Consider the following 25,373-nt stretch of genomic DNA (forward strand, 5'->3'; position numbering starts at 1 on the left):
GCAATGAAGCGGCGATTTACCTTTTATTTTTTACTTATATTGTTACTCCTATTTGTGTCACTGTTTCTATGGGGAATGATTGGTCCACCATGGATTTATGAATATGTTTTGAAGCGAAATTATCCCGAAAATCTTTTAACCCAAGACTACTTGGAAAAGATTGCAGAAAGTACAGTATGGAAAGATGAGCAAGTATCGATCAAACCAGAAGTCCTCCATTTTATCCAGCGACATAAAGGTTGGCTCCAAGTATTAGATGAGAATGGCAATGAAATTTATCAGTATCGACGGCCTGATCATCTTCCTCAACATTATATCCCAGGGCAATTAGTTTCTTATTACCAATTTCCTGAACGGACAGGCTTTCTGATCTCGACTTGGTATGGAAAGATAAATGGGAGAAACTTAACTTGGATCTTAGGAAAAGATCGACATCACGCGAATAAAGAAACGGTCCCGATGAATGTACAAGCTCAATTTGCAAGTTCGATGTTTGCTGGTTGGCTTGTCATTACTCTGATTCTAGCTTTTCTCATCGGGAAATTTCTGGGGAGTCCGCTTTTATCAATTTTAACTTGGCTACAAACACTTTCCGCTGGCTCGTATGATGAGCCGCTCGATCGTCGAGGGAGACCGATTAGTCAAAATCGATTTGGCATTATGAAACGTTCTTATCGAATTTATAGAGAAGTGATCGAAGCACTGCACAAATTGACTCGTACTTTAAAACAGAATGAAGAAGACCGAAAACAATTAGAGAAAACCCGAGAAGAGTGGATGACTGGGGTTTCTCATGATCTAAAAACACCATTATCAACAATTAAGGGATATGTGGATGTGTTGAGTTCCAAACATTACCCGTTAAGTGAACACGAGGTGAGTGAAATAACAGACATTTTACAAGAACGGATCAGGTATATGGAAGATTTAATTCAAGATTTCAATTTAACATTTCGTTTAAAAAATCATGCTCTTCCTTTACATAAGCAGCGAGTGGATATTGCTAATTTAGTACAAGAATCCGTACTAGATATGGCCAATTCTCCAAGGGCTGAAAAGTATGAATTCCGGTTTTCTTCCAGTCCGGAAGAGTTATATGCCGATGTCGATCCGAAATGGTTTAAACGAGCGATGGACAACTTAATTGGCAATGCGGTGATTCATAATCCACCAGGAACACTGATTGAAGTGATGGTGCAAGAGAAGAAGCAATCCTATCAAGTAGTGATCCGTGATCATGGGAAAGGAATGGATGAGGAGACGCAATCCCGTTTGTTTGATCGTTATTATCGAGGAACAGATAGTGGCAGAAATTATAGTGGGACTGGTCTGGGAATGGCCATTGCCTATCAGTTAATCCAAGCTCACCAAGGTAAGATGGATTTGGTTAGTCAACCGAGTCACGGAACAAAAATTACGATGAACTTTCCTTATGAGAATACAAAAGCACCTGCTGATTGACAGGTGCTTTGATTTATGAATGCATATCTTTTTTGGTAAAAACACGAAGTCCGATGAAAAGAGCGATGATAAATACAGAAATAACGATACCATAGAAAACGGGATAAGATTGAATGGGCGCTTCGTCAGCTGGAGACATGGCTAGATTGGGTAATGCCCAAGGATAATACTGTCCGTACTTCGTGTAAGATAAAATAAAGGCAGGGATCGCGAACCCAATATTGATCGCGAGCGGAACACCAAAACTACGCCAATGAGTGGAAACGATCATCTGAATGGTGGCAAGAGGTAGAGAGGCTATGCAACCCAACATGGCGAACTTGAGTAAATCCAACCAGGGAAGTTCCCCAGGAATTCCTGTGATTAAACCGGCTGGGATATAAAGCACGACCATAAGCAGCTGGGTAAAAGCGAGTAAGACGAAAACGAGTGTTAGTTTGCTCAAATAAACCTGAGATCGTTTTATAGGTAGAGCAAGCAACTGCTTCCACCCTCCACCGATATGTTCACTACGACAAATGAGTGCAGAGTAGATTCCTGTTAAGATAGGCAAGATTAAAGGGCCATAAAAAATTTGTAACTGCGTCCATGCTTCAATCCAACCATTATCACCTGGGCCCATAAAAACCTCATAATTGCCAAAATAATTGCTTATACCAAATAAGATACCAAGTAGGGGACCGATTAGCATCAAAATCCATATTTTTAAACGACGGATTTTGATCCATTCGACTGCAAATAGTTTTATCATAACCAAACCCTCCCTTTAATAAATGTCACGACGCGCAAAGTCTTTGGCCCCAATGAATAACAGAACAATCCCAATTCCTAAACCAAGTAGATTCATCAGAAGTAAATCTGGATTGGGAACCATCCCCTTTTCCGACATGATAAAAGCGAAGGATTGGAGTGGATAAGCCCAAGGCAGCCAGCGCGTAAAATCACCGAAGTTTAGGAATAGTCCTACCATAGCTGATACGGTACCGATCGTAATGGAGAAAGCTTGGTTACGGATGACCATCGATAACCATAGTTGAAAGGCTATAATCGGTAGGGAGGAAATATAAGGACCAAAACTATTTTTGAAAAGGATGATCCAAGGAATCGGGTCTTTTGCACCCAAACAGAGTCCAAATAGAGCGAGTCCAACGGTTAGAAGTAATGCTGAAATCAACGAACAGATCACTGCCCAAGTAAATTTACTAACATAAACTCCTGTGCGTGACAAAGGAAGGGCTAGCGTATGTTTCCACCCTTTTGACTGATGTTCGGTATTGGCGATTACGGAGCATGTAATGGTAATCCCAACAGGAACAGCGAATACCATAATTCCGATTAAGATATTAAGATGGGTGGTCCACCAGTCTCCCGTTTTATTCACTTCTTTTACATAGTAATCGTAACGGATAAGCGATTCTGCTAGCTTCAGTAAGACAGTGACAAAGGGAACGAGTATCGTCACCAGCCATAAGGAAGTTCGTTTCATTTTCAGTTGATCTGAAGTTAATAGTTTTCCAATCATAAGCTTTCCCCCTTCCCAGTTAGCTCTAGGAAGATATCCTCCAAAGAAAGTTTCACTTCTTCTAACCGCGATACACGAAATCCTGCTTGTATTAGAGAGATATTAATATCTGCCGCCTGATCGTGATTAGTTTGTGGAAGCCAAATCGCTTCGTCTTCCACTTTCGCTGAAATCCCTTGTTTATGAAGGAACTGAACAGCATACTGAGGAGAATCGATGACGATTTTAAGTCGAGCACCACTTTGCTCTCGTAGAGTTTCGATCGAATTTTGGAAAATCATCTTTCCTTTATGGATGATTCCTACTTGTGTAGCCATTTGATCAATTTCGCTTAATAGATGGCTAGAGACAAGGATAGTCATACCATATTCCTTAGGTAGGTTTTTGATAAGCTCACGTATCTCTTGGATACCTGCTGGATCTAAACCATTAGTGGGTTCGTCGAGAATCAGTAATTTGGGCATTCCTAGCAATGCAGCGGCGATTCCCAATCTTTGTTTCATTCCCAAGGAATATTCTTTTACCAAGCGATTAGCTGATTCAGTTAAGCGAACAATATCGAGTACTTGATGGATACGATTAACAGGAGCTTCTAATAATCGACGAATAACCTCTAAATTTTCATAGCCAGTAAGATGTCCATAATAAGATGGTGATTCAACTAAAGAGCCAATTTGTCGTAGAATTTCTAAGCGATTCTGTTTTAATTCTTTATTAAAAATACGAACTTCCCCTGAAGTGGGCTTTATGAGATTCAGTAACATCCGAATGGTTGTTGTTTTTCCTGCTCCATTGGGTCCTAAAAAACCATAGATCTCACCTTCTTTTACCTGCATATTTAAGCGATTAACAGAGATGCGATCTCCATATTTTCTTGTCAACTGAAGGGTCTGTATAATCATTTCTGCCATGTTGATCACCTCGATATTCATTAAATAATGCTCAGGTTAAGTAGAAGGAAACCAAAGGTTAAATAGAGGTTAATCTTAAGCAAAAATGAATGTGTACAGGTTTTAATCCAAAAAAACAAGGGGTATTACAAAATTGGAATGATACTATACTTTTATTCTGTTATAAAATGAATGAAGATAAGGGAATATATTCTATCACCGAGGAGAAAAATCTTCATGTACCTTCGAATAAAAATGAAATGGATGACAAGTTGTTTATTCTCGCTACTCCTAATATGGGTAATTCCTTCGTCGATCAGGGCAGAAGAAAAAGAGAGCTTCCTTCCTCAATTGCAAGCAAAGTCTTTTGTTCTCATGGACGCAACAACAGGAAAAGTACTCATATCGAAAAATGCAGATCAGTCTTTACCGCCAGCAAGTATGACTAAAATGATGAGTGAGCTCCTTGTTCTTGATGCGATTCAATCAGGAAAATTAAAATGGACTGATAAAGTGAAGATGAGTTCACGAGTTGAATCGGTTGATGAATCGCAGATGTATTTGTTGGCAGGGGAAGAAGAGACGGTAAGAGAGCTATTTATTGGGATGGCTGTACGCTCAGCAAATGATGCAACCGTTGCGCTAGCTGAAAAAGTAGCGGGTAGTGAAGAACGATTTGTTGCTCAAATGAACCAAAAAGCGAAAAAAATAGGGATGAAGCATACTCACTTTTATGCTACAACGGGACTCGAAAAATCAGACTATAAATACCCGCCTAAAACTTCTGGAAATCATGTGATGTCTGCTTATGACTCAGCTCTTTTAGCCAGATATTTAATTAAAGAGCATCCTGAAGTACTAAAGATCACTTCATTACCACGTTATATATTTCGAAAAGGCACCCCACGTGAGCTTCAAAGTAATAGTACCAACCGCATGCTTATAGGGCTTCGAAACTATTATCAAGGAGTTGATGGGATAAAAACTGGCTATACAGATCAAGCAATGTTTTGCTTTACTGGAACCGCCAAGAGAAATGGAATGCGCTTGATTACCGTAGTAATGGGAGCACCTACTGCTGATTTAAGCTTTCAAGAGACCGCCAAACTTCTCGACTATGGTTTTACCAATTATCAAATAAAAACACTAATCAAAGGTCGTAAATCTCTGCCTAACTATCCATCGGTTCCAGTAGAAGATGGAGTGAAAGAATCGGTTTCGGTAGTGACCAAGAAAGATATTATTCTGCCTATTCGCAAGGGAGAAGAAAGTAAATATACGTATCAAGTAAGCTTACCCAAAAAAATAGAAGCCCCTAAGAAAAAGGGGGCAGTGATTGGAAAAATAGAGGTGATTTACGCTGGGAAAAAAGTAGGGAACAAAACAGATTTAGTTGTAGCCGAAGAGGTTGAAAAGTTAAGCTGGTTTAAGCAATTATTTCGTGATATCACGGCGAAATTTACCGCTATTTTTTAGAGGGGAATATATTTCACTATTTCATTAGAGCACCAGAATATCTAGATTTGGAGCGCTCTGTTATTCATAGAGGAGGAATAACAAAGCGCTCGTTTGCTAAAATAAAGGCGTTTGCCCTTTTTGTCGATCCAGTGAGCTTAAATATTTTCCAATTACCATGCACATTTCTTTAATACCCAAAGTTATTTCTTCTTCATCCACATTTGAGAAACTAAGGCGGAGGTGATTCCACTCGATATCACTGGGGAAGCAAGCTGAACCGGGTAAAAAGCTGATATTCTTTTGTTTACACATACTTAGTAGCTCGATGGTATTGGCACCTTTAGGAAGGGTAATCCAGATATTGAACCCTCCTTTGGGAGTCAGCCAAGACATACCAGGAGGAGCATACTCTTTCAGTAACTGTAAAGTAAGGTTTCTTTTCTGTTTAAGAGACTCACGAAGCTCTTTTAATAATCGTCTAATCCACTGGCTTTGGAAGATCGGTAAAATAACTTTTTGATTAAGAAGTGGATTTCCCATATCTGCATTTGTTTTCGCAGCGATAAGTCGATTTAGAATCATGTCTGAAGCGACCATAAAGCCAATTCTACAACCTGGGGAAAGAATCTTACTTAAACCTTTAAGATAGATCACATTTCCATAGCGATCCATCGCCTTTAGATGAAGAGGAGGAGACTGATCAAAAAAGATTTCACTCCAAGGATCATCCTCTAAAATCAAACAGTTGATATGGCGCGTGAGGTCAATGAGCTCCCTTCTTCTCTTCTGATTCATCACATAGCCTGTAGGATTTTGAAAGGTAGGCATGGTATAAATAAGTTTAGGTGTGTAAGTGTCAAGTAAAGCCGTAAGCTTGTCGATCCGCATACCTTCTTGATCCACCGGAACAGCGATAACTGTTGCGCCACGACTACGGAAAATATCAATAGCGGCGGTATACGTAGGTTCTTCTGTAAAAACAATGTCACCAGGCCCTAGAAAACAGCGAGCCACTAGATCAATGCCTTGCTGGGAACCGTTTGTAACAAGGATATCTTGAGGAGAAACTTTGATTCCCTCATTCATGAGATAATGGGCTAAGGCTTGCCTAAGTTCTATATCACCTTGGATCTCTCCGTACTGAGCGAGGATTTCAGGTTCCTTTTGGACAAGCTGACTAATACTTTGAGCTAATATTTCTGTCGGAAGTAAATCAGGATGTACGATGGGGCTTGAAAAGTTAATTTGTGCTAGTACTTGATTGTAGTACATTTGCTGTGTTCGATGTAGGTAGTCTGGAATTTGTAGAAAAAGGCTTCCATCCTCTCTCTCTTCTTCTGGTTCTTCAGTTTCCACATTATTTTTAACGGCTACGAATATCCCTTTTCCTTGAATTCGCTCAATAAGTTGTTGTTTTTCCAACAAGTCTAATGCTTGCATTACTGTTACAGGACTTACTTGAAGTGTTTTAGCCAACTGTCTTACTGAAGGTAGGCGAGTACCACTTGGAAAATAGCCAGATAAGATTCGATCTGTAAAGGATTGGTAAATTTGTTGTGCTAAGGGTACATGCGAGCTACGATTTATCTCAATTTTCATATAATCCGCTCCTGAGTGTTACATAATGTTATTGACTGTTACATTTAAGTGTATATAGAATCAAACTGAAAAACAATAAAAGCAACTAGTTTTTTCTAATCCCAATCCAATCCCATTTAGCACATAAACAATATGAATTACTAAGCACTGGTATTTTTGATAAAAGAGGAGGGAAACTCGATGGCGATTTATAAAGCATTAACAATTGCTGGATCAGATAGTAGCGGTGGTGCTGGACTTCAAGCTGACTTAAAAACGTTTCAAGAACGTGGCGTATATGGGATGACAGCCATTACTACTATCGTAGCCATGAGTCCAGAAAATTGGGATCATCAGGTGTTTCCTGTGGATTTAGACACTGTTCGTGCCCAATTAAAAACGATTTTTGAAGCAGTAGGTGTAGACGCGTTAAAAACAGGGATGCTAGGAACTCCTGAGCTGATTGAGCTCGTTGGCGAAGCCCTAGAAAAATATCAAGCAGATCGGATTGTTATTGATCCTGTGTTGGTCTGTAAAGGAACTGAAGAAGTATTAAGTCCAGAGACACTGATCAGTTTAAGAGAAGTATTGATACCTAAAGCGACGATTGCTGTACCAAACTTATATGAAGCGGGGCATTTAAGCCAATTTGGTGCGATTAAAACCGTTGATGATATGAAAGAAGCTGCAGCACGTATTTATGATTTAGGTGCGAAATACGTTCTGATCAAAGGTGGTGGCCGTCTCGAACATGAAAAAGCGGTTGATTTGCTATATGATGGGGAATCATTTGAGCTGCTTGAGTCGGATCGGATCGAGACCACTTATACCCATGGAGCTGGCTGTACTTACGCAGCGGCAATTACGGCAGAGTTAGCAAAAGGGAAATCGGTCAAAGAGGCTGTTTATACGGCGAAAGCATTTATTACTGCGGCTATTCGCCATTCATTCCCACTAAATCAACATTGTGGTCCGACACTTCATGCTGCCTATCGTCTATATGGGGATAAAGAATAGAACAACATAAAATAGCTTGTACTAAGACTGAAAAATGAGGTGCTCCTCAATAGCGGGGACGAGGGACACCTCAAACACATAGAACAACCTTTATAAAAACATATACGTATCTAGTTATACTACAAAATTGTAGTCATGTCGATGAACTAGAAGTAGGTAATGATAGAAAGGCATTTTTGACATCACTGACAAAACTGTGGAAACCGGAGGGGATATCATGAAAAGAGTAGGTACAGATCGTGTGAAACGTGGAATGGCTGAGATGCAAAAAGGTGGCGTTATCATGGATGTTGTTAACGCAGAACAGGCGAAAATTGCTGAAGCAGCAGGAGCAGTTGCAGTGATGGCGTTAGAACGTGTTCCAGCTGATATCCGTGCTGCAGGCGGTGTAGCTCGTATGGCAGATCCACGTATTGTCGAAGAAGTGATGAATGCAGTATCGATTCCTGTGATGGCAAAAGCGCGGATTGGTCACTTTGTAGAAGCACGCTTATTGGAAACACTTGGAGTTGACTATATTGATGAGAGTGAAGTGTTAACCCCAGCTGATGAAGTGTTTCATATTGATAAATCGCAGTTTACTGTTCCTTTTGTTTGCGGAGCACGTAATTTAGGTGAGGCTTTACGCCGGATTGGAGAAGGTGCTTCGATGATTCGGACCAAAGGGGAACCAGGAACTGGAAATGTAGTCGAAGCGGTACGTCATATGCGAACGATGCAAAGCCAGATTCGTAAAGTGCAAAATATGTCTCGCGATGAGCTAATGACTGAAGCCAAAGAATTAGGTGCTCCTTATGAATTACTTCTGCAAATTCATGAGACAGGCAAGCTCCCTGTAGTAAACTTTGCTGCTGGTGGTATCGCTACTCCCGCTGATGCAGCATTGATGATGCATTTAGGTGCAGATGGTGTATTTGTTGGGTCTGGCATTTTTAAATCGGAAAACCCTGAGAAATTTGCACGTGCGATTGTAGAAGCAACCACTCATTATGAAGATTTTGCCTTAATTGCAGAGCTGTCGAAAAATCTAGGGAACGCTATGACCGGGATCGAAATCTCCCAAATCAGCCCAAATGAACGGATGCAAGAGCGCGGTTGGTAAGGAGGAGAAGAATGAAAATAGGTGTATTGGCTTTACAAGGGGCTGTACAGGAGCATTTACATCTTCTCCAAAAACTGGGTGTAGAAGCTATTACAGTAAAAAGAGCAGAGCAATTGGAAGACTTAGATGGATTGATTTTACCAGGTGGAGAATCAACTACTATGGGGAAATTGCTCAAAAAATATGATTTAATCGAGTCTCTCTACCAAATGCATGAGCAAGGAAAGCCTCTATTTGGTACGTGTGCTGGTATGATCCTGTTAGCCAAAGAGATTGAAGGGCAAACAGAATCGCATTTAGGATTGATGGATGTCCATGTAAAGCGAAATGCTTTTGGTCGTCAAATTGCTAGTTTTGAAGCTAATTTAGTAATCAAAGAGGTAGCTGAAGATTTCCCTGCTGTCTTTATTCGAGCACCGTATATCGCATCTGTATCCCCCTCTGTTGATATACTAGCTGAAGTTGATGGTAAAGTAGTGATGGCTCGCCAAGGCCCCCTATTAGCTTCGGCATTTCACCCCGAGTTGACAGATGATGTGCGCGTTCATCAATATTTTGTAAAAATGGTACAAGAATCTATGGCTAAACCTAGTAGAGTTAGAGTATAATAAAGAATAAATCATTATTTAATAAATTAATGATAAATGAACGTGAAGAAGAGGCTAGTAACCATTTGACTTTGGTTTTCAGAGAGGCGATGGTGGGTGCAAATCGCTCCAAGCAAGTGGTGAATCCACCTCAGAGCGATACGTGAAAAAGCGAATGGCTTGAAGCGTAATCGGTAGCGAACCGTTATTTCGCAAAGAAGAGGATCAGTTATAGAATGCTGGTCAATGAGGGTGGCACCGCGGAACCTTCCGTCCCTTTGTGGAGGAAGGTTCTATTTTTATTTGAAGGGGGTTTTTTTATGCTTCATGCAAAAGTGTTACGTGAGCAACTGGAAGTCGTGAAAAATAAATTAGCAACACGGGGAGGAGATCTCCAAGATCTTGATTCGTTTGTAGATTATGATCGAAAAAGACGGGAACTTATCCAAAAAACAGAAGATCTAAAAAATCGTCGCAATACAGTTTCCCGGGAAATAGCTCAAATGAAAAAAGCGAAACAAGATGCTGAAGCCAAGATTTTGGAGATGCGCCAAGTTGGGGAAGAGATTAAACAATTGGATGAAGAAATTGGGCAGCTTGAAGAGAAGATGAACGATATTTTACTTACCTTACCCAATCTACCTCATGAAACAGTTCCGATTGGTGCTTCTGAGGAAGAAAACGTGGTTGTACGACATTGGGGAGAAGTGGCGGAAGCTGAATTTGCAGTGAAACCTCATTGGGAAGTAGGACTGGAATTAAATATCTTAGATTTTGAGCGAGCTGCCAAAGTATCTGGTTCACGTTATGTTTATTATCAAGGATTAGGTGCTCGCTTAGAACGGGCTTTGATCAATTTTATGTTAAATCTCCATACAAGCGAACATGGTTATGAAGAGATGGTAACCCCGTTTATTGTCCAACAAGATTGTATGGTGGGTACAGGACAACTCCCTAAGTTCGCAGAAGATGCCTATCGCCTGGAAGGAGAAGAATCTTATCTAATTCCGACAACAGAAGTACCACTGGTGAATTATTTCCGTGGAGAGATTTTAAAAGATGAAGATCTACCGAAATATGTAGCAGGCTATAGCCCGTGCTTTCGCTCGGAAGCTGGCTCGGCCGGTCGTGATACCCGTGGAGTAATCCGTTTACATCAATTTCATAAAGTTGAAATGGTAAAGTTAACGCATCCAGAGAAATCCTATGAAGAGCTGGAAAAATTAGTATCCAATGCTGAAAAAGTGTTACAACGACTAGAATTGCCCTATCGTGTGATTACACTATGCACAGGAGATCTTGGCTTTACGGCAACGAAGACGTATGACTTAGAAGTATGGTTGCCAAGCCAAGGAGCTTACCGAGAGATTTCTTCGTGTAGCAACTGTGAGGATTTCCAAGCGCGACGGGCTAATATTCGTTTCCGCCGTGATGCCAAATCGAAGCCGGAATTTGTTCATACCTTGAATGGATCTGGTCTCGCTGTCGATCGAACCATTGCAGCGATTCTGGAAAACTATCAACAAGCTGATGGGACTGTACAAATTCCTACAGCATTACAACCTTATATGGGCGGCATCACACAGATTAGCAAGTGATGATATCTTAACAACTCCCCTCATTCTTGTTATTTTGTTTGAATCAGGGGAGTTTATCTATTTTTTATTAAAAATAAATTACTTATCTCTTGACAAAAGCCTATATCCATGTATAATATATTCTTGTAGTTTCATTTTCCAACGTGGAGAGGTGGTCGAGTGGTTTAAGGCAGCGGTCTTGAAAACCGCCGATGTCGTGAGGCATCCGTGGGTTCGAATCCCACCCTCTCCGCCAAAGGATAAAAAACGCACTTACCGTTATGAAGCGGTCAAGTGCGTTTTTTGTGTTGTCTATTCTTGTATTTATAATCATACTAAACTTCGACTTTATAGCTGTCTTTTTATGATTATAACCTCAGTTTTCCACCCAATTGTATAATATAATCTATTCTATATAAAAAATAAATTTGCTAAGTCTTTGTGCCTTATACTACTTGGAGTTACATGCTGTTTTTTTACGATTAATTAAATGAATCCCGATGGGGCGGCTTTTATCCGGCATGGGGCTATACGTTTGATATAATGGACCAAGAGGATAGTCCTTAGAGTTTCTCTAGCCTGAAAATTGAATCACTGATATTGATATTACAATATGAAATTAGAATCTAAAAGAAGTTATTAACAACCTGTACATAAAATGTGAATAACTTGTGAATAAAACTTTTTATGCTGAAAAACAAGTGATTATTCGTGATTTTGAAACCGATGAGAAGCTGTCATAGTGGATAGCCCTTTGTACTACCTTTGAAGAAATTTTTTATCCCATATTTTGTAGATACTCCAACAATAGTAAGAATTATTAGGTTATGATATAGTCCATATAAAAATAGTAGGTAGGTGATAATATTGCGAACCCTCTTTCATCCGAGCCCGAGCGAGATTAGACTAAGTGCGGTTCTTGCATCATTGAGTGATCCGATCCGATTACAAATCATTAAACAGCTTGATGGATGCAATTTTGCAAGCCAAAGAACCTTTTTAATGAGATAGGTTCTTTTGAAGATGAAATTGCGAAAAGGAAAGTCAATGTGAATAGGGCTTGTGGATAACTTGTGAATAATTTTATTTATATATGATAAGATTATGTAAGAAAAGCCAGAGAAATTAGGCGAGTAGAACTCTATTCAAAGCAATTGATATTCTGTGTATAAATTGTGGATAACTTGTGAATAGACATTTTATCTACATTCTATGCCAGATCTTTTCTTATAGAGATTGTCGACTAATTTAACTAATAATTATTTTTGAGCTCATTCCATTAAGGATGCAGAGAGATCACATGTAATAATAATCCACTTTAAAAGTAGATAGTTCAATCGTTTCTACTTTACTTATATATAAAATTTATTTTATATACAGATGATCCAATCATATTGATTTTATAGCTTAATAGGAGAAATTGATTTTGTGGATAAATTATAAACAATTTGTGTATAAATTGTGGATAAGTAGAATTAGTTATCCACAGGTAGTAACTATTTTTGTGGATAACTTGTGTATAATTGCTTATTGATCATGAGATGGTCTTATTTATCTGCCTTTTATTAATAGATAGAAATAATGGTCACTCCAAACTGAGATAAGAGTGGCTTTTTTTTATGTTTCCATGAGAAAATAAAAAGTACATAATCGTTTTTTTATTATATAAGCTATACCTTACTAGGTTCAAATATAGGATAGACCTTGAAAAATAAAGAATGCTTGGTTTAAAGAAGTGTATCATAAATGGATCGTTATTCAATGAAAGATAGAAGGTGATGAAAATGAAAAGAAAGAAATTTGCTAAACGATATCAAATTATAGATGAAATAGCAAGTGGAGGGATGGCAACAGTTTATAAGGCACACGATACATTACTAGATCGTTATGTAGCCATTAAGATACTAGATCGTGACTTGATCAAAGATAAAGTGATTGTCAAACGTTTTGAGCGGGAAGCTAAAGCGATTGCGCAGCTTTCTCATTCGAATATTATTCATGTTTATGATTTTGGCTATGAGAAAGACCACTATTTTATTGTGATGGAATTAATCGAAGGACCCAATCTAAAAAAGCTATTAGCAAATCAAGGGGCGTTTTCTATTCATGAGGTAGTACAAATTGGCTGTGAAATCCCAGTGAATTAAAGCCATATATTCCTAAAGAAATGGATCGGGTTATATTAAAAGCACTTGCTAAAAATCCTTCAGATCGTTATCAAACCGCTGAAGAGATGAAAAAAGCCTTACAACAGATAGGAAGAAAGTATCCTCTGGCAACTCCTCAAACTTTTAGAACAAAAAAATCTGCAGTCCATCTTCATAAGAAATTAAATGATCGTTATCAAACGATTAAAGGGATCGGGACTAGTGGATTAGCTGATATATATAAAGGTTATGATACTTCTCTGGAAAGGTACGTAACGTTAAAAATTGATAAGGATGGACGATATAAATTAACTGATTTTTCAATCTTATGGATTGATTCAACTCTTTCTCCTACTTTAAGTCAAGATGAATTAGAAGCAGCTTTCTATTGTTCTCCAGAATATGCGAAGGGGGAGAAAGTGAGCTTTCAGTCCGATTTGTATTCGTTAGGCATTGTTTTATTCCGACTAGTTACAGGTCATCTTCCCTTTGAAGGAAATGATGTAGATACGATTTTTTCTAAACATATCAATGAATCACCCCCTCATCCAAAGGAATTTAACCCTAATATCCCTGATATACTTTGTCAAGTCATTTTAAAATCGTTGGGAAAAAATCCAGATGATCGATATCAATCACCGACACAAATGAAATCATTCCTAAGCCAGTCATCCCTTTTTTGATATATAGGCCTGTAAATATTCAGATGTATCGACATATCAGACAGTTTAATAACATGAAGAGTAGGTGAGCAGCTTGGAAGGCCAAAAACTAAATGATCGATATCTGATTATCAAACAGATTGGTAAAGGAGGTATGGGGAAGGTTTATCAAGCGAAAGATGAACGACTGGGGCGGAATGTAGCTATTAAAGTAATGTATGACAACTTAAAAGAAGATGAGGAGTTTGTTCGGCGTTTTATTCAGGAAGCCAAGGCATTGGCTAAGATCTCCCATCCACATGTCATACAAGTGTATAACGTAGATAGTGCGGATAAGACATCTTATATAGTATTGGAATTAATGAAAGGACCTACATTAAGGCAAAAACTAGACGAACAGGGAAAAATCCATTATAAAGAAACAATTTCCATTATAAGTAAAGTACTAAAAGGGCTAAGCAAGGCACATCAGTTTGGAATTATTCATCGTGATATTAAGCCTCATAATATTATGTTAGGAATGGATGGTCGTTGGAAGTTAATGGATTTAGGGGCTTCTAAATGGCTAACTTCTTTTTCAGACTTAACCAATTCGGTTGGCATTATAGGGACAGTACAATATTTCTCACCTGAACAAGCGCAAGGGAAACAAGTAGGAATTCCCTCAGACTTATATTCAGTTGGAATCGTTCTATATGAAATGTTAACAGGTCAGCTGCCTTTTCAGGCTAATGAAAAAATAGCAATTGCTCTAAAGCATGTGACTGAGCCTGTTCCAGATCCACAGGAATTTAACCCTGATTTACCAGATGAACTATGTCGAGTTTTATTAAAACTTTTAGAAAAAGATCCTTCCAAGCGATATCGATCTGGTGAAGAGCTAATGGTGTATTTAGAAAAATCGGTACTGAAAAGAAAAAAAGATGTACGTAAGGAAGAGATAAAGAAGTCTATTCAGATTAAGCAGAAAGAGGAGTTAAATAAAGCAAATCCACCATTTATTCCAGTGTGGAAGAGAAAGGGAATCTGGATAGGAGGAATCTTTAGTATCTTTTTATTAGCTACAGGTTATTTTATTTTGACTACAACGAGTGAAGCCGAATCGGCACTAAATCAAGAGCAAAAAAGTATCCAAAATATACTTGAGAGGTCATTGCGTAAAATGGAACAGATGAAGGGAATCCAACTTGAAATTGATGAACAACGTCAGTTAGGGAATTCCCTAGAAAAAACACAACAAGCTAATGTTGTATTACAAGGAAACCAATTGTTTGTGATGTTTGCGAGATCTGAAATCGCTGAACATATGGAAGGCTCGACATGCTATCGTGGTAAAATAAATGATAGTGAGTGGTTAGCTACAAAAGTCTGTATGTCTTCGATTTATAGAAACTATCACCCCAAAGAATTACTATTAAAAAGTAAACCATATATCCGAAAAATGTTAAAGAAAGAACAAGATGACACTTATATTATCCAAATGAAATTAAATGAGGAAGATCATTTTTATCCCCTTATTGATAAATATTGGGAAATGAGGGAAGTAAAACCGATGATGGTGGAGAAATGTTCTCTTCATATCAATATCGAAATTGATAAAAGTGATTTACAAGTTAAAGAAGTAGATATGAACTTAAATGTGAAACATAAAAATAAAAATTGGCTATCGAATTGGTTTGGTTTATCCCGTTTTTCTTCTATCCAAGCAAAGACTTATACGAAGGTAGTCGGGATTGGTTCCATTCGATCAAGCAATTAAAAGAGGTTTTTGATACACCTTTTCATATATATGACATAGGATAGTGGGTAGATATTGGCCTAAGGTGGGGATAGTTTATGTGCGGTATTGCTGGTTGGGTTAATTATGGGTATGACCTTCGTTTGCAAAAAGAAGTGGTTGAACGTATGAATCAGCAGCATTCTGTACGAGGTCCTGATGCGGAAGGGATTTGGTTAGGAAATCATGTCGCACTCGCCCATCGAAGATTAAGTATCATTGATCCAGAAGGCGGAGCTCAACCCATGGTTAAGTATGTGGATGGAAGAAAATATGTAATTACCTATAATGGTGAAATTTATAATATGCCTGAATTACAAGCAAAGCTACAAACACTCGGTTATTCACTCGATACACGTTCGGATACTGAATTAATTCTCACAGCATATATTCACTGGAAAGATCAATGTATTCATTATTTGAATGGGATTTTTGCATTTGCGATTTGGGATGAATTCAGACAAGAGTTGTTTTTAGCAAGAGATCGTATCGGTGTAAAGCCACTCTTTTATTTTCAGAAAGATAGTACATTTCTATTTGGTTCAGAGATCAAATCTTTACTTGTACATCCACTTGTAGAACCTATTTTAGATGAAGAAGGACTAGCCGAGATCTTGGTCATGGGGCCAGCTCGTACTCCTGGTGTAGGTGTTTTTTGTGGGATTAAGGAATGTAAACCAGGACATTTTATTCGTGTTTGCCGAGATCAGGTGATACAGAAGCCTTATTGGAGGCTAACAAGTCAAAGCCATAGGGATGATTTTGAGACAACGGTGGAGAAAGTACGAGAACTTTTTATCCAAGCTGTCCAGCGCCAATTGGTTTCGGATGTACCGATTGGTACGATGTTATCAGGTGGACTGGATTCTAGTGCAATTTCAGCATGTGCAGCGCAAGTTTTTGCGCAGGAAGGTAGAGCACCCTTACCTACCTTCTCGGTAGATTATGTTGATAATGATAAGTATTTTGCAACCAATGAATTTCAGCCCAATTCGGATGCACCTTGGGTTAAACGGATGGTTCAGCATATTCATTCCAATCATCACACCATTTATGTAGATAACCAAGAGTTGCTAGATTCTATTATTCCTGCGATGCGTGCTCGAGACTTGCCTGGAATGGCTGATATAGATGCTTCACTCATGCTCTTTTCCCGAGACATCAAAAAAGTATGTACTGTTGTTTTATCTGGGGAATGTGCTGATGAAGTGTTTGGTGGTTATCCTTGGTTCCATCGTAAAGAAATGGTGAATGCTGAGACATTTCCTTGGGCAAGGTTGGTATCCCAGCGCCTCCCCTTTATTCGTTCAGATATTGCTACACGGATTAGACCACTTGAATATGTAGAGGCACGTTATCAAGAAGCACTGGCCGAAGTTCCACGTCATGCTGAAGATGATTCGTATGAAACAAAGATGCGTGAACTATTTTATTTAAATTTAACACGTTGGATGCCAACCTTACTGGATCGGAAAGACAGAATGAGCATGGCTTACGGCTTAGAAGTACGTGTCCCCTTCTGTGACCATCATTTGGTCGAATATGTTTGGAATATACCTTGGTCGATGAAAGCATATGGAGGGCGTGAAAAGGGGTTACTCCGCTATGCCTTAAAAGGGATATTGCCTGATGAAATTATAGAAAGAAAGAAAAGCCCTTATCCTAAAACACATCATCCTGATTATTTAAGAACGATGCAAAAAGAAATATTGAAACTCACCGAAGACCCAAAATCTCCCCTGTTTCAACTTTTAGATCACCAGGTAGTAAAGGGTTTTGCTGAACAAGATTTATCACAAAAACATTTCCCGTGGTTTGGGCAATTGATGAATGTTCCAGCTTTATTAGCTTATTGGTTACAATTGAATGAATGGTTAAAGGAATATCAAGTGATCATTCGTTGAGTCTTTTAATCGTTAACCAAGAAAGCTTTTCTTCACCAGCTGATAAAAAATTAATTACCCGTATCATTTCATAAAGTATGATACGGGTTTCTAAACATCTCAAGAATCTAATAAGAAATAAGACTTAATCAACTAGTTTATTGCGATGAGCATAGATGGCGGCTTGGGTTCTGTCTGCTACTCCTAACTTAAAAAGAACATGGGTTACATGCGCTTTCACTGTTTTGATAGCAATTTTTAAATGGTCAGCGATTTCTTGATTACTTTTCCCTTCCCCGATTAGTCGTAGTACTTCCATTTCTCTAGGAGTAAGGTCATCATGTGGTTGAGGTTCTTTTTTACGGCGAAACTCTGAAAGGATTTTCCCTGCGACTAAACTTTCAAGTATCGACTGCCCTCTCATGACTGAGCGAATAGCATCGACAATCTTATTCGGTTCTGTTGTTTTTAGTAAGTAACTATGAGCTCCTGCTTGGATCGCTTGATATACTTTATCATCATCATGAAAGCTGGTTAAAACAATGATTTTAACATCGGGCAATCTATGTGTTTCAAGTAGAAATAAATTGATGAACAAAGGATTTTTTGGTGGATTTGTATTTACTTGAATAGAGGAATTGAGGTGACCGCTCGGCAGTATAGGATGAATGGTTTCGTTGTTCCTATCTTTGTTATGAAAATGACTTTGCCCCCGAAATAGTTGGTAACCCATATATAGTAGCAAAAGTGAGGTAGTAAGATGAAATAAAATAGGAGCATAAACAAACAATGTGATAAGCAGAAATAGAGAACCGAGTCGCTTATACCGATGAAAGAAGAATAGGATGCTAATAGGTAGGAAAAGAGTAAAGATTAGAAAAGTAGTATCCTCAATAATAATATATAAACAGATGTTTATGCTAATAATAAGGGCGATTGTACCGAGCAATTGTTTTATTGAAAGACGCATTTTCTTATCTCCTTGTTTTGAAAAGCAAAATCAATAGATATAAATATTTCCGTTTCTTGTTTGATTGATGACAGTAGATCTACCATCTTGGTATTTTCCTTTGATGTATTGGTTTGTTTTCTTTCCTTGTATGGGAAATCGACAGTCAATTGTTCCATGTGATGTATGGGCATAAATAAGAAATGGAATCTCTGATGGAAGATCAATAAAAGTGTTCCCATTTTGTACATCTGTTTCTAATGACTTTGTGAGACTACTGAAATGAGCACGTAAATTTCCTTTAATAAGACCAATTTTTAACATCCCTGAATAACGGGAGAAAGTGATATCGCCTTGTCCTACATTTAATAGGGTTTGCTTGGATGCTACATCCTTAACTTGAATATTTCCTATTGAATGATGATAGTTAAAGCGATCAACTTGGAGATTTTGAAATTTGCTATTTCCTGAATGTAAAGATACTTTGAGTTCCGCTAATTTCCATTTTTTTGTGGGACTATCACCATGAATTTGTAGATCACCTGACCCTTGAATCGATAAATTTTGATGAAAATCAGCTGGGATATATAAAGTTAGTTTGATTTGATTAGGTTCAACAAACCAAAAGAGCCAGTGCTTTTTGATGCGAAATTGGATTTGTTTATTTGTTTTTTTTATTTCTAAATCAATTAATTTTATTTTCTTTCCATTGGCTACGACTGTAATATCTTTTCGGTTTTCAGGAAGTACATTGACTTGAACAGGTGTATCAATGCTAATTTTTTCAATGCTTGCGTGAGAGACCGATTTTGATATAGGTTTTCCGCTGAATAGCCAGTTTCCAATTCCTAAACGATCAAAAGTGCTGATTAGTAATAAAAATCCACATACCATTAAAAACAAACCCACAATCCGTTTCATATTATCCTTCTCTTCTTTCCTCAAAAGTTGAAATAGGTTATTTTTATAAAGTTGAATGGGCTGTTTTACATGCCTAGAAATCAAATAAAATGGGAATCCAATTGGTAATCAACAATAATCCAATTATTAGGAGAATGGACCCTAATACCTTTTTCCCTGATGTTTTTGAAACAATGACTAGCATTCCTCCGAAATAGATTAAACCGAGTGACAGTAGATAAGTAAGAAACCCAAATATGTCACTCCCTTCTCCATTACCCAAAAAAGCCCAAGCACCTATTAGAAACAATCCAATTCCAATGATCAATCGGATAGATAATCTCATTATGATCCCTTCCTTTCCTTTATTAATCTAAAAGTAACAAATATTCGCGAATACTAACACGTTCCGGAGTTTTGTTTGAAATAAGACTTTGGTCTTATTAGCACTAAAGTCTTAAACAAAAGGAAACTAAAGTCCATTGTAGATTAAATAGCGATGGTCTAATTTGATAAGGAAAGCATAAACAATTGTAGTCAGGAGGGTAATTATGAGAAATAAAGTTACTCATTATTTATTGATTGTTCTGATTACCTTGGTTGGATGAGCTAGGAGGAGGAATATATGAGTTAGTTGTTTTCGCATCGAAATGGAGTGCTTCTCCACCTCAATCATTTGCTCTGCTTCAAGCACCACTAGGTCTTGAGCCAGGTATATTTTGGGCTCCACATCATTTTATTGTACAGTTGATGATTATCATTGTATTGTTCTTATGTTGGAAAGAAAAGAGAAGAAGGAATCTCATTCTAATCATTATAGGATTATACCTAGTATTGCGGATTCCCACATTTCTATATTTTATTCCTGAGCTGGGTGTATTTTCTAGTACACCTCCAAAAGGGGTTTTCTCTCAAGAACTAGCTGATCGTGCTAATATGTGGATCATGCTTAGTTGGGCTCGGTTAGGAATCATTTTAGGAGTGTACGTTCTTTTTTGGATGGCTATGGGTAATCATAAGAAGAAGGAAGTTGTGCTACGTAAAGGAGCATAAAAAAATGGAGATAAGTTGCTCTGTCATCAAATTAAACTTCTAAAAAACCGTCCGTTCATATGGACGGTTTTTTAGATTTATTGAGGGAATGGTTAGGTGTGCTTTTAGCATAGAGGCAGCCCTCTTAATCGGCCGCTCATCATCGCTTCCCCATTCACTCCCATAGCCTTAATCACTTAGAGCTTTGCTCTTAGAGAATCTTGTCCTTGGGAAAAGTCGATCCTACACAAAAACGATTCGCTTTAGTTCTAGGAATGATCTAGGTTTTGGCTCGAACTTTCAACAAGCTGTGTATCGAATAGGCTATTTGATATTTGGATAAGAAATTCATATTCAGATGATGGCTTATTGCGTATTAAAAAAATCTTCTGCCTTTTCTTTGTGTGTATCTGTTACATTGGAAGCGATTGCTGTAATTGCAGCTGTAATAATTGCAGCATCATCAGTTAGACCCAATCCAAGCAATACATCAGGAATTGTATCAACTGGAGTAATAAAATAAGCCAATGCACTAAAAGCAATCCCTTTAGCATAAAGTGGTGTTTTTGAATCAATCGCGCAATAATACATGGAAACAGCATCTTTTGTAAAAGGGACTTTTCCAGCGAATTTTTTTAGTTTCCACCAAAAATCTTTTTTAACCAGCCTTTCGTTTTCTTTACTAATCTCCAATTGCTCTTCTGATAAGTTTTCCTTTTCCAAAATTATCCTCCCTTATCACAGAATATTTATCGAATTTAATCTCTCTTATATTTAATCTGAATAGTATATAAAATTCATAGTGTGATATAAAGACTAATTATTACTCCTCTAAATAAGACTTCCATCAATTTAAGTATATCATCGACTGTTTTTATCTCCTAGCGTTTTGAGATCATTGTATTCTTATAAATACCAAAAGGTTGGGAAATGTTAAGTTAGAGCTTTATTTGGCTAGATTTAATTGTTAAAGATCAAGTACAGTAAATTTCGTCCAAAAATATTTCGTGAACAAAAAAATATATATGTTGACAATTGGTGAACCGAACATTATTATTTATATAGTTCGCATGCGAAATATTTATATGATAATTATCCGGGCGGTGAATTAAGTTGCAAGATCAACAAATGAGTCATCTTATATCTTTATTTAAGCAGGTTGTTAAGCAATTTCACCTTATTATTCGTGAAGAGCTTAAAGGATTTAATATCACTGTACCGCAAATACAAGTTCTTCGTGTTCTTAAAGAAGATGGTCCACAATCATTAGTTGAGCTTAGTAAAAAATTGGAATCCTCTACAAGTTCATTAAGTGGCATTGTAGATCGCTTGGAAAAAGAGGGATTAGTTATACGTCAGAGAGATCAAAAGGATCGACGTGTGGTGTGGATTAGTCTGACAGAAAAATGTGAAGAGCAATTTAAAAAATTCCCTATTACACAGGCTCAGTATATCCGAAAGTATTTAGAAAAAATGAACCCGGCTGATGTAGAAATTTTGATCGAAAAGCTAGAAAAATTTGTAGAAGTACTCAAAGAAGATTTTATAGAGAAGGAGAAAGAATAAATGAGGCGATGGATTATTAGTGTAATTGCAGCGATTATACTACTGGTAGCTGTTGGAGGTGGAGTATATTACTATAACCAACAATCCCAGTTTGTAACAACAGATAATGCACAAGTTAAAGTGGATATGGTTCCTATCACTGCACAAGCTATCGGTAAATTAAAAGAATGGCCTGTACATTTAGGAGATAAAGTCGAGAAAGATGGTGTACTTGGTACAGAAGAGATACGGGCAACATCCATACCTGGACAACTCCCTGAAGTGACAGATATCCCACAGATCAAGGATATTATTTCTCCTATTTCAGGGGTAGTCTTACAAACAAATGTACTTCCAGGACAAATAGTGACACCTGGCACCCCCATTGCTATGGTAGCGGACCTATCGCAGGCTTATGTTATAGCTTATATTGATGAAAATGAAATAGACGATATTTCTTTAAATAAAGATGTGGATATTATGTTAGATGCCTATCCAGATCAAACTTTCAAAGGCAAAGTATCAGAAATAGGAAAAACAGCAGGAAATGCACTAGCGGGAAGTGGTCTTATTACAAATAAACAAGATAAAAAAGAAGTGCAACGTGTTCCTGTAAAAATTACCTTTGATGATTTTGACGGAGAGCAAATAAAGGTCGGCTTAAATGCAACAGTAAAAATTCATAAGTAAGAAAGACTGTTGTATTCATTATAAAAATAAAGATGATACCTGAAGTGCAAAATCCATTTAAAATAATAAGTAGCTTATTTTTCAAAAGTTATGTGCTAAGAAATAGAGGAGGTTGAACTATGAAAACGGGGCGTCTGATTTTATTGAATTCCATTATTTTCCTCATAATTGTTGCACTTGGAATCGGAGGATATTATTACTATTTTAATCAAACGAATTACATTTCGACTGATGATGCTAAAGTATCTGGAGATATTATAAGTGTCGCTAGTGAAAGTGCAGGAAAACTAAGCGATTGGAAAGGGAAAAGTGGGACTACCTTTAAGCAAGGCGATGTAGTTGGCAAAGTTACAGTAGCTGGTGGGCAAACTATGGATATAACAGCTCCAATTGAAGGTACTATTATCCAAACGAAAACAGTAGATGGCCAAATGGTTTCACCAGGTCAATCTTTAGCACAAATGGTAAATACTAAAAGCCTATATATTTCAGCAAATATTGATGAAACTGAGATTAAAGATGTAAGTAAAGGACAAGAAGTAGATATTGTGGTGGATGCTTATCCAGACACAAAAATTAAAGGAAAAGTATCACAAATCGGATTAACGACAAATGCTACCTTTTCATTATTACCACCACAAAATGCAAGTGGGGAATATACAAAAGAAATACAAAGAATTCCTGTGAAAATTGAAATGGATCATTATCCGAATGGGCTTGTACCCGGAATGAATGTTACCATTAAAATCCATAAATAAAATAGTCAAGTTTTATGAAAGGAGGCGTTATGGATGGCAGATACGACTGCCGAAGCTACTTCATCATTTAATGAAAACATGAAGAAACAGCTACCACTTATTCTAATCCTAATGCTAGGTGTATTTATTTCGGTTTTGAACCAAACACTATTGAATGTAGCGATTCCTCATCTAATTAATGATTTTAATGTCGAGACGACAACTGCTCAGTGGCTACTAACAGGTTATATGTTGGTCAATGGAATCCTAATTCCACTGTCGGCTTATTTAATTGAACGAATGGGTGCACGGAAGCTATTTATTTTAGCGATGGTATGTTTTACAGGTGGTTCTCTCCTTTGTGGGATTGCCCCTAGTTTCTCCATCATGTTAATTGGGCGTCTAATCCAAGCTATTGGTGCTGGTGTTTTGATGCCACTCGTTATGACCATTATCTTGTCTATATTCCCTCCAGAATCTCGCGGGAAAGGAATGGGGATTTTCGGATTGGGGATTATGTTCGCTCCAGCAATCGGTCCAACTTTATCAGGTTGGGTGATCGAACATTATAGTTGGCGGGTTCTGTTTTATGGTATGGTACCACTTGGGCTAATTATCCTGATTTTATCTTTCTTCTTGCTGAAAGATGTTAAAGAAACCCGGAAAGTACCTTTTAGCTATCTTGATGCAATTATGTCTACACTCGGCTTTGGTCTTTTACTCTATGGAGTAAGTGAAGCAGGATCAAGAGGCTGGTCAGATAACCTTGTTCTAGCATGTATCGTGCTAGGAGTGCTATTTATAGTTGCTTTTGTGATTCGACAAATTCGATCGAGTTATCCTATGCTTAACTTCCAAGTCTTTAAGTACGATATGTTTTCATTAAGTAGCTTGATTAATATTGTTCTAACCATTGCAATGTTTTCAGGGATGTTTCTCCTACCTATTTATTTGCAAAACTTACGTGGCTTTTCTCCATTCGAATCGGGATTATTAATGCTACCTGGTGCGATTATTATGGGGATTATGTCACCTATTTCCGGATCATTATTTGATAAAATTGGTCCACGTCCTTTATGTGTTGTTGGGATGTTGATAACAACAGTTACAACATATGAATTTACCCAGTTGACTCTTCAAACAAGCTATACAACAATCTTAATCCTTTACATGGTACGTTCATTTGGGATGTCTCTGCTGATGATGGCTGTGATGACAGCCGGGATGAACCAGCTTCCAAGAGAGATGAATAGTCACGGAACAGCTATGGCTAATACGACACGGCAAATCGCAGGATCATTGGGAATTAGTATCTTTACGACTATCTTTAGCACACGTACCCAATTTCACTTTAGCAAGATTAGTGAAGGTACGAATATGATGGATCCCACATTTAGCCAGACATTTCAGTCTACGGCAAATCAACTTGCCCATTCACAAGGGATACCGATTGAGCAAGCGAACCAAATGTTAACAACCATGTTATCTGGGCAAGCTTATCAACAAGCAGCCGTAACAGGTATTAATGATGCCTTTATTTGGGCGACTGTGATTTCTGCAATTGCTCTGGTGCTCAGTTTCTTTATACGTGATGTACGGAAAGATCAAAAGAAATCAAGGCAGGTAGACAAAGAAGAAGAAACTGGAAATATCGAGCAAAAGACAGATCCGATTGTAGGAAATCAAGAAGCAGCAGCATCTGTATAAAAATTATCAAATAAATTTGGATATCGTTTTGTAACAGTAGTCGAATTGCATCGACTGCTGTTTTTTTTACACTTTCATAGATAAGAAATGAAGGTTCTAGTAAAATAAAATTGATTATTTTATCTCAGCAGCGATCGATTTTTTTGGGGGAG

General features: G+C 37.8%; 23 protein-coding genes, 1 tRNA gene and 1 other annotated feature. Of the genes, 16 read left to right on the forward strand and 8 right to left on the reverse strand.

Annotated features, from left to right (window positions below; translation table 11 throughout):
• The first annotated feature begins 3 nt into the window (after positions 1–3).
• Positions 4–1,461 carry a sensor histidine kinase gene (locus tag DL897_RS12100; protein ID WP_113659403.1) on the forward strand — a complete coding sequence of 486 codons (1,458 nt, stop codon included), beginning with the start codon at positions 4–6 and terminating at the stop codon, positions 1,459–1,461.
• Positions 1,462–1,474: 13 nt separating this feature from the next.
• Here the strand turns inward: DL897_RS12100 and DL897_RS12105 are convergent, their stop codons facing one another.
• The 3 genes from DL897_RS12105 to DL897_RS12115 are packed head-to-tail and all read right to left on the reverse strand — an operon-like array spanning position 1,475 to position 3,894.
• Positions 1,475–2,212: an ABC transporter permease gene (locus tag DL897_RS12105; protein ID WP_113659404.1), complete on the reverse strand. Its 738-nt coding sequence runs from the start codon at positions 2,210–2,212 to the stop codon at positions 1,475–1,477.
• Between the two features lie 15 nt (positions 2,213–2,227).
• Positions 2,228–2,983: an ABC transporter permease gene (locus tag DL897_RS12110; protein ID WP_113659405.1), complete on the reverse strand. Its 756-nt coding sequence runs from the start codon at positions 2,981–2,983 to the stop codon at positions 2,228–2,230.
• Entirely contained in the window at positions 2,980–3,894 is a 915-nt protein-coding gene (locus tag DL897_RS12115; protein ID WP_113659406.1) for an ABC transporter ATP-binding protein, read from the reverse strand. Before DL897_RS12115 ends, DL897_RS12110 begins: the two co-directional genes overlap by 4 nt.
• A gap of 216 nt (positions 3,895–4,110) precedes the next feature.
• Between DL897_RS12115 and DL897_RS12120 the strand changes: the two genes are divergently transcribed.
• On the forward strand, positions 4,111–5,349 hold the full coding sequence (locus tag DL897_RS12120) for a D-alanyl-D-alanine carboxypeptidase family protein (RefSeq protein ID WP_168188778.1): 1,239 nt from the start codon (positions 4,111–4,113) through the stop codon (positions 5,347–5,349).
• Between the two features lie 96 nt (positions 5,350–5,445).
• On the opposite strand, the gene pdxR is transcribed toward DL897_RS12120, so the two are convergent.
• Positions 5,446–6,930: a MocR-like pyridoxine biosynthesis transcription factor PdxR gene (gene pdxR, locus DL897_RS12125; RefSeq protein ID WP_113659408.1), complete on the reverse strand. Its 1,485-nt coding sequence runs from the start codon at positions 6,928–6,930 to the stop codon at positions 5,446–5,448.
• A gap of 180 nt (positions 6,931–7,110) precedes the next feature.
• Between pdxR and pdxK the strand changes: the two genes are divergently transcribed.
• The 9 genes from pdxK to asnB all read left to right on the forward strand — a co-directional run bounded on the left by pdxK (position 7,111) and on the right by asnB (position 17,682).
• Positions 7,111–7,926 (forward strand): pyridoxine/pyridoxal/pyridoxamine kinase, encoded by an 816-nt coding sequence (gene pdxK, locus DL897_RS12130; RefSeq protein WP_113659409.1) that lies wholly within the window; start codon positions 7,111–7,113, stop codon positions 7,924–7,926.
• A 217-nt stretch (positions 7,927–8,143) separates the two neighbouring features.
• On the forward strand, positions 8,144–9,028 hold the full coding sequence (gene pdxS, locus DL897_RS12135) for a pyridoxal 5'-phosphate synthase lyase subunit PdxS (protein WP_113659410.1): 885 nt from the start codon (positions 8,144–8,146) through the stop codon (positions 9,026–9,028).
• A gap of 11 nt (positions 9,029–9,039) precedes the next feature.
• A complete protein-coding gene (gene pdxT / locus DL897_RS12140; protein ID WP_113659411.1) occupies positions 9,040–9,636 on the forward strand; it encodes a pyridoxal 5'-phosphate synthase glutaminase subunit PdxT in 597 nt (198 codons plus the stop codon).
• Between the two features lie 36 nt (positions 9,637–9,672).
• Positions 9,673–9,896 (forward strand) — a binding site (T-box leader).
• Positions 9,897–9,935: 39 nt separating this feature from the next.
• Positions 9,936–11,213, forward strand: coding sequence for a serine--tRNA ligase (serS, locus tag DL897_RS12145; protein WP_113659412.1), 1,278 nt, complete (start codon positions 9,936–9,938; stop codon positions 11,211–11,213).
• 145 nt (positions 11,214–11,358) lie between these two features.
• Positions 11,359–11,448, forward strand: a tRNA-Ser gene (locus DL897_RS12150).
• A 1,528-nt stretch (positions 11,449–12,976) separates the two neighbouring features.
• Complete coding sequence (locus DL897_RS12160) at positions 12,977–13,339, forward strand: protein kinase domain-containing protein (protein ID WP_168188779.1); 363 nt, start codon at positions 12,977–12,979, stop codon at positions 13,337–13,339.
• A gap of 20 nt (positions 13,340–13,359) precedes the next feature.
• On the forward strand, positions 13,360–14,022 hold the full coding sequence (locus DL897_RS12165) for a protein kinase domain-containing protein (protein ID WP_113659414.1): 663 nt from the start codon (positions 13,360–13,362) through the stop codon (positions 14,020–14,022).
• Positions 14,023–14,095: 73 nt separating this feature from the next.
• A complete protein-coding gene (locus tag DL897_RS12170) occupies positions 14,096–15,760 on the forward strand; it encodes a protein kinase domain-containing protein (RefSeq protein ID WP_113659415.1) in 1,665 nt (554 codons plus the stop codon).
• A gap of 77 nt (positions 15,761–15,837) precedes the next feature.
• A complete protein-coding gene (asnB, locus tag DL897_RS12175) occupies positions 15,838–17,682 on the forward strand; it encodes an asparagine synthase (glutamine-hydrolyzing) (RefSeq protein WP_113659416.1) in 1,845 nt (614 codons plus the stop codon).
• A gap of 124 nt (positions 17,683–17,806) precedes the next feature.
• Here the strand turns inward: asnB and DL897_RS12180 are convergent, their stop codons facing one another.
• From DL897_RS12180 to DL897_RS12190, 3 genes are all read right to left on the reverse strand, one after another.
• Entirely contained in the window at positions 17,807–18,631 is an 825-nt protein-coding gene (locus DL897_RS12180; protein ID WP_240627414.1) for a LuxR C-terminal-related transcriptional regulator, read from the reverse strand.
• Positions 18,632–18,661: 30 nt separating this feature from the next.
• The gene (locus tag DL897_RS12185; RefSeq protein WP_113659417.1) at positions 18,662–19,531 is read right to left on the reverse strand and encodes a DUF4097 family beta strand repeat-containing protein; all 870 of its coding nucleotides are present in this window, start codon (positions 19,529–19,531) and stop codon (positions 18,662–18,664) included.
• A 73-nt stretch (positions 19,532–19,604) separates the two neighbouring features.
• The gene (locus DL897_RS12190; RefSeq protein WP_113659418.1) at positions 19,605–19,856 is read right to left on the reverse strand and encodes a hypothetical protein; all 252 of its coding nucleotides are present in this window, start codon (positions 19,854–19,856) and stop codon (positions 19,605–19,607) included.
• Positions 19,857–20,110: 254 nt separating this feature from the next.
• On the opposite strand from DL897_RS12190, the gene DL897_RS12195 reads away from it, so the two are divergent.
• On the forward strand, positions 20,111–20,563 hold the full coding sequence (locus DL897_RS12195) for a hypothetical protein (RefSeq protein ID WP_113659419.1): 453 nt from the start codon (positions 20,111–20,113) through the stop codon (positions 20,561–20,563).
• Between the two features lie 345 nt (positions 20,564–20,908).
• Here DL897_RS12195 and DL897_RS12200 read toward each other — a convergent pair whose 3' ends face one another.
• Complete coding sequence (locus tag DL897_RS12200; RefSeq protein ID WP_240627416.1) at positions 20,909–21,265, reverse strand: YkvA family protein; 357 nt, start codon at positions 21,263–21,265, stop codon at positions 20,909–20,911.
• 390 nt (positions 21,266–21,655) lie between these two features.
• Here DL897_RS12200 and DL897_RS12205 point away from each other — a divergent pair, with 390 nt between their 5' ends.
• The 4 genes from DL897_RS12205 (at position 21,656) to DL897_RS12220 (ending at position 25,221) form a co-directional block, all read left to right on the forward strand.
• A complete protein-coding gene (locus DL897_RS12205) occupies positions 21,656–22,108 on the forward strand; it encodes a MarR family winged helix-turn-helix transcriptional regulator (RefSeq protein WP_113659421.1) in 453 nt (150 codons plus the stop codon).
• Positions 22,109–22,777 carry an HlyD family secretion protein gene (locus DL897_RS12210; protein ID WP_113659422.1) on the forward strand — a complete coding sequence of 223 codons (669 nt, stop codon included), beginning with the start codon at positions 22,109–22,111 and terminating at the stop codon, positions 22,775–22,777. It abuts the gene before it with no gap.
• A 119-nt stretch (positions 22,778–22,896) separates the two neighbouring features.
• Positions 22,897–23,535, forward strand: coding sequence for an HlyD family efflux transporter periplasmic adaptor subunit (locus tag DL897_RS12215; RefSeq protein ID WP_113659423.1), 639 nt, complete (start codon positions 22,897–22,899; stop codon positions 23,533–23,535).
• A 33-nt stretch (positions 23,536–23,568) separates the two neighbouring features.
• Entirely contained in the window at positions 23,569–25,221 is a 1,653-nt protein-coding gene (locus tag DL897_RS12220) for a DHA2 family efflux MFS transporter permease subunit (protein ID WP_113659424.1), read from the forward strand.
• Positions 25,222–25,373: the final 152 nt, after the last annotated feature.

It is taken from the genome of Thermoflavimicrobium daqui (assembly GCF_003313465.1).
GTDB classification, from domain to species: Bacteria; Bacillota; Bacilli; order Thermoactinomycetales; family Thermoactinomycetaceae; genus Thermoflavimicrobium; species Thermoflavimicrobium daqui.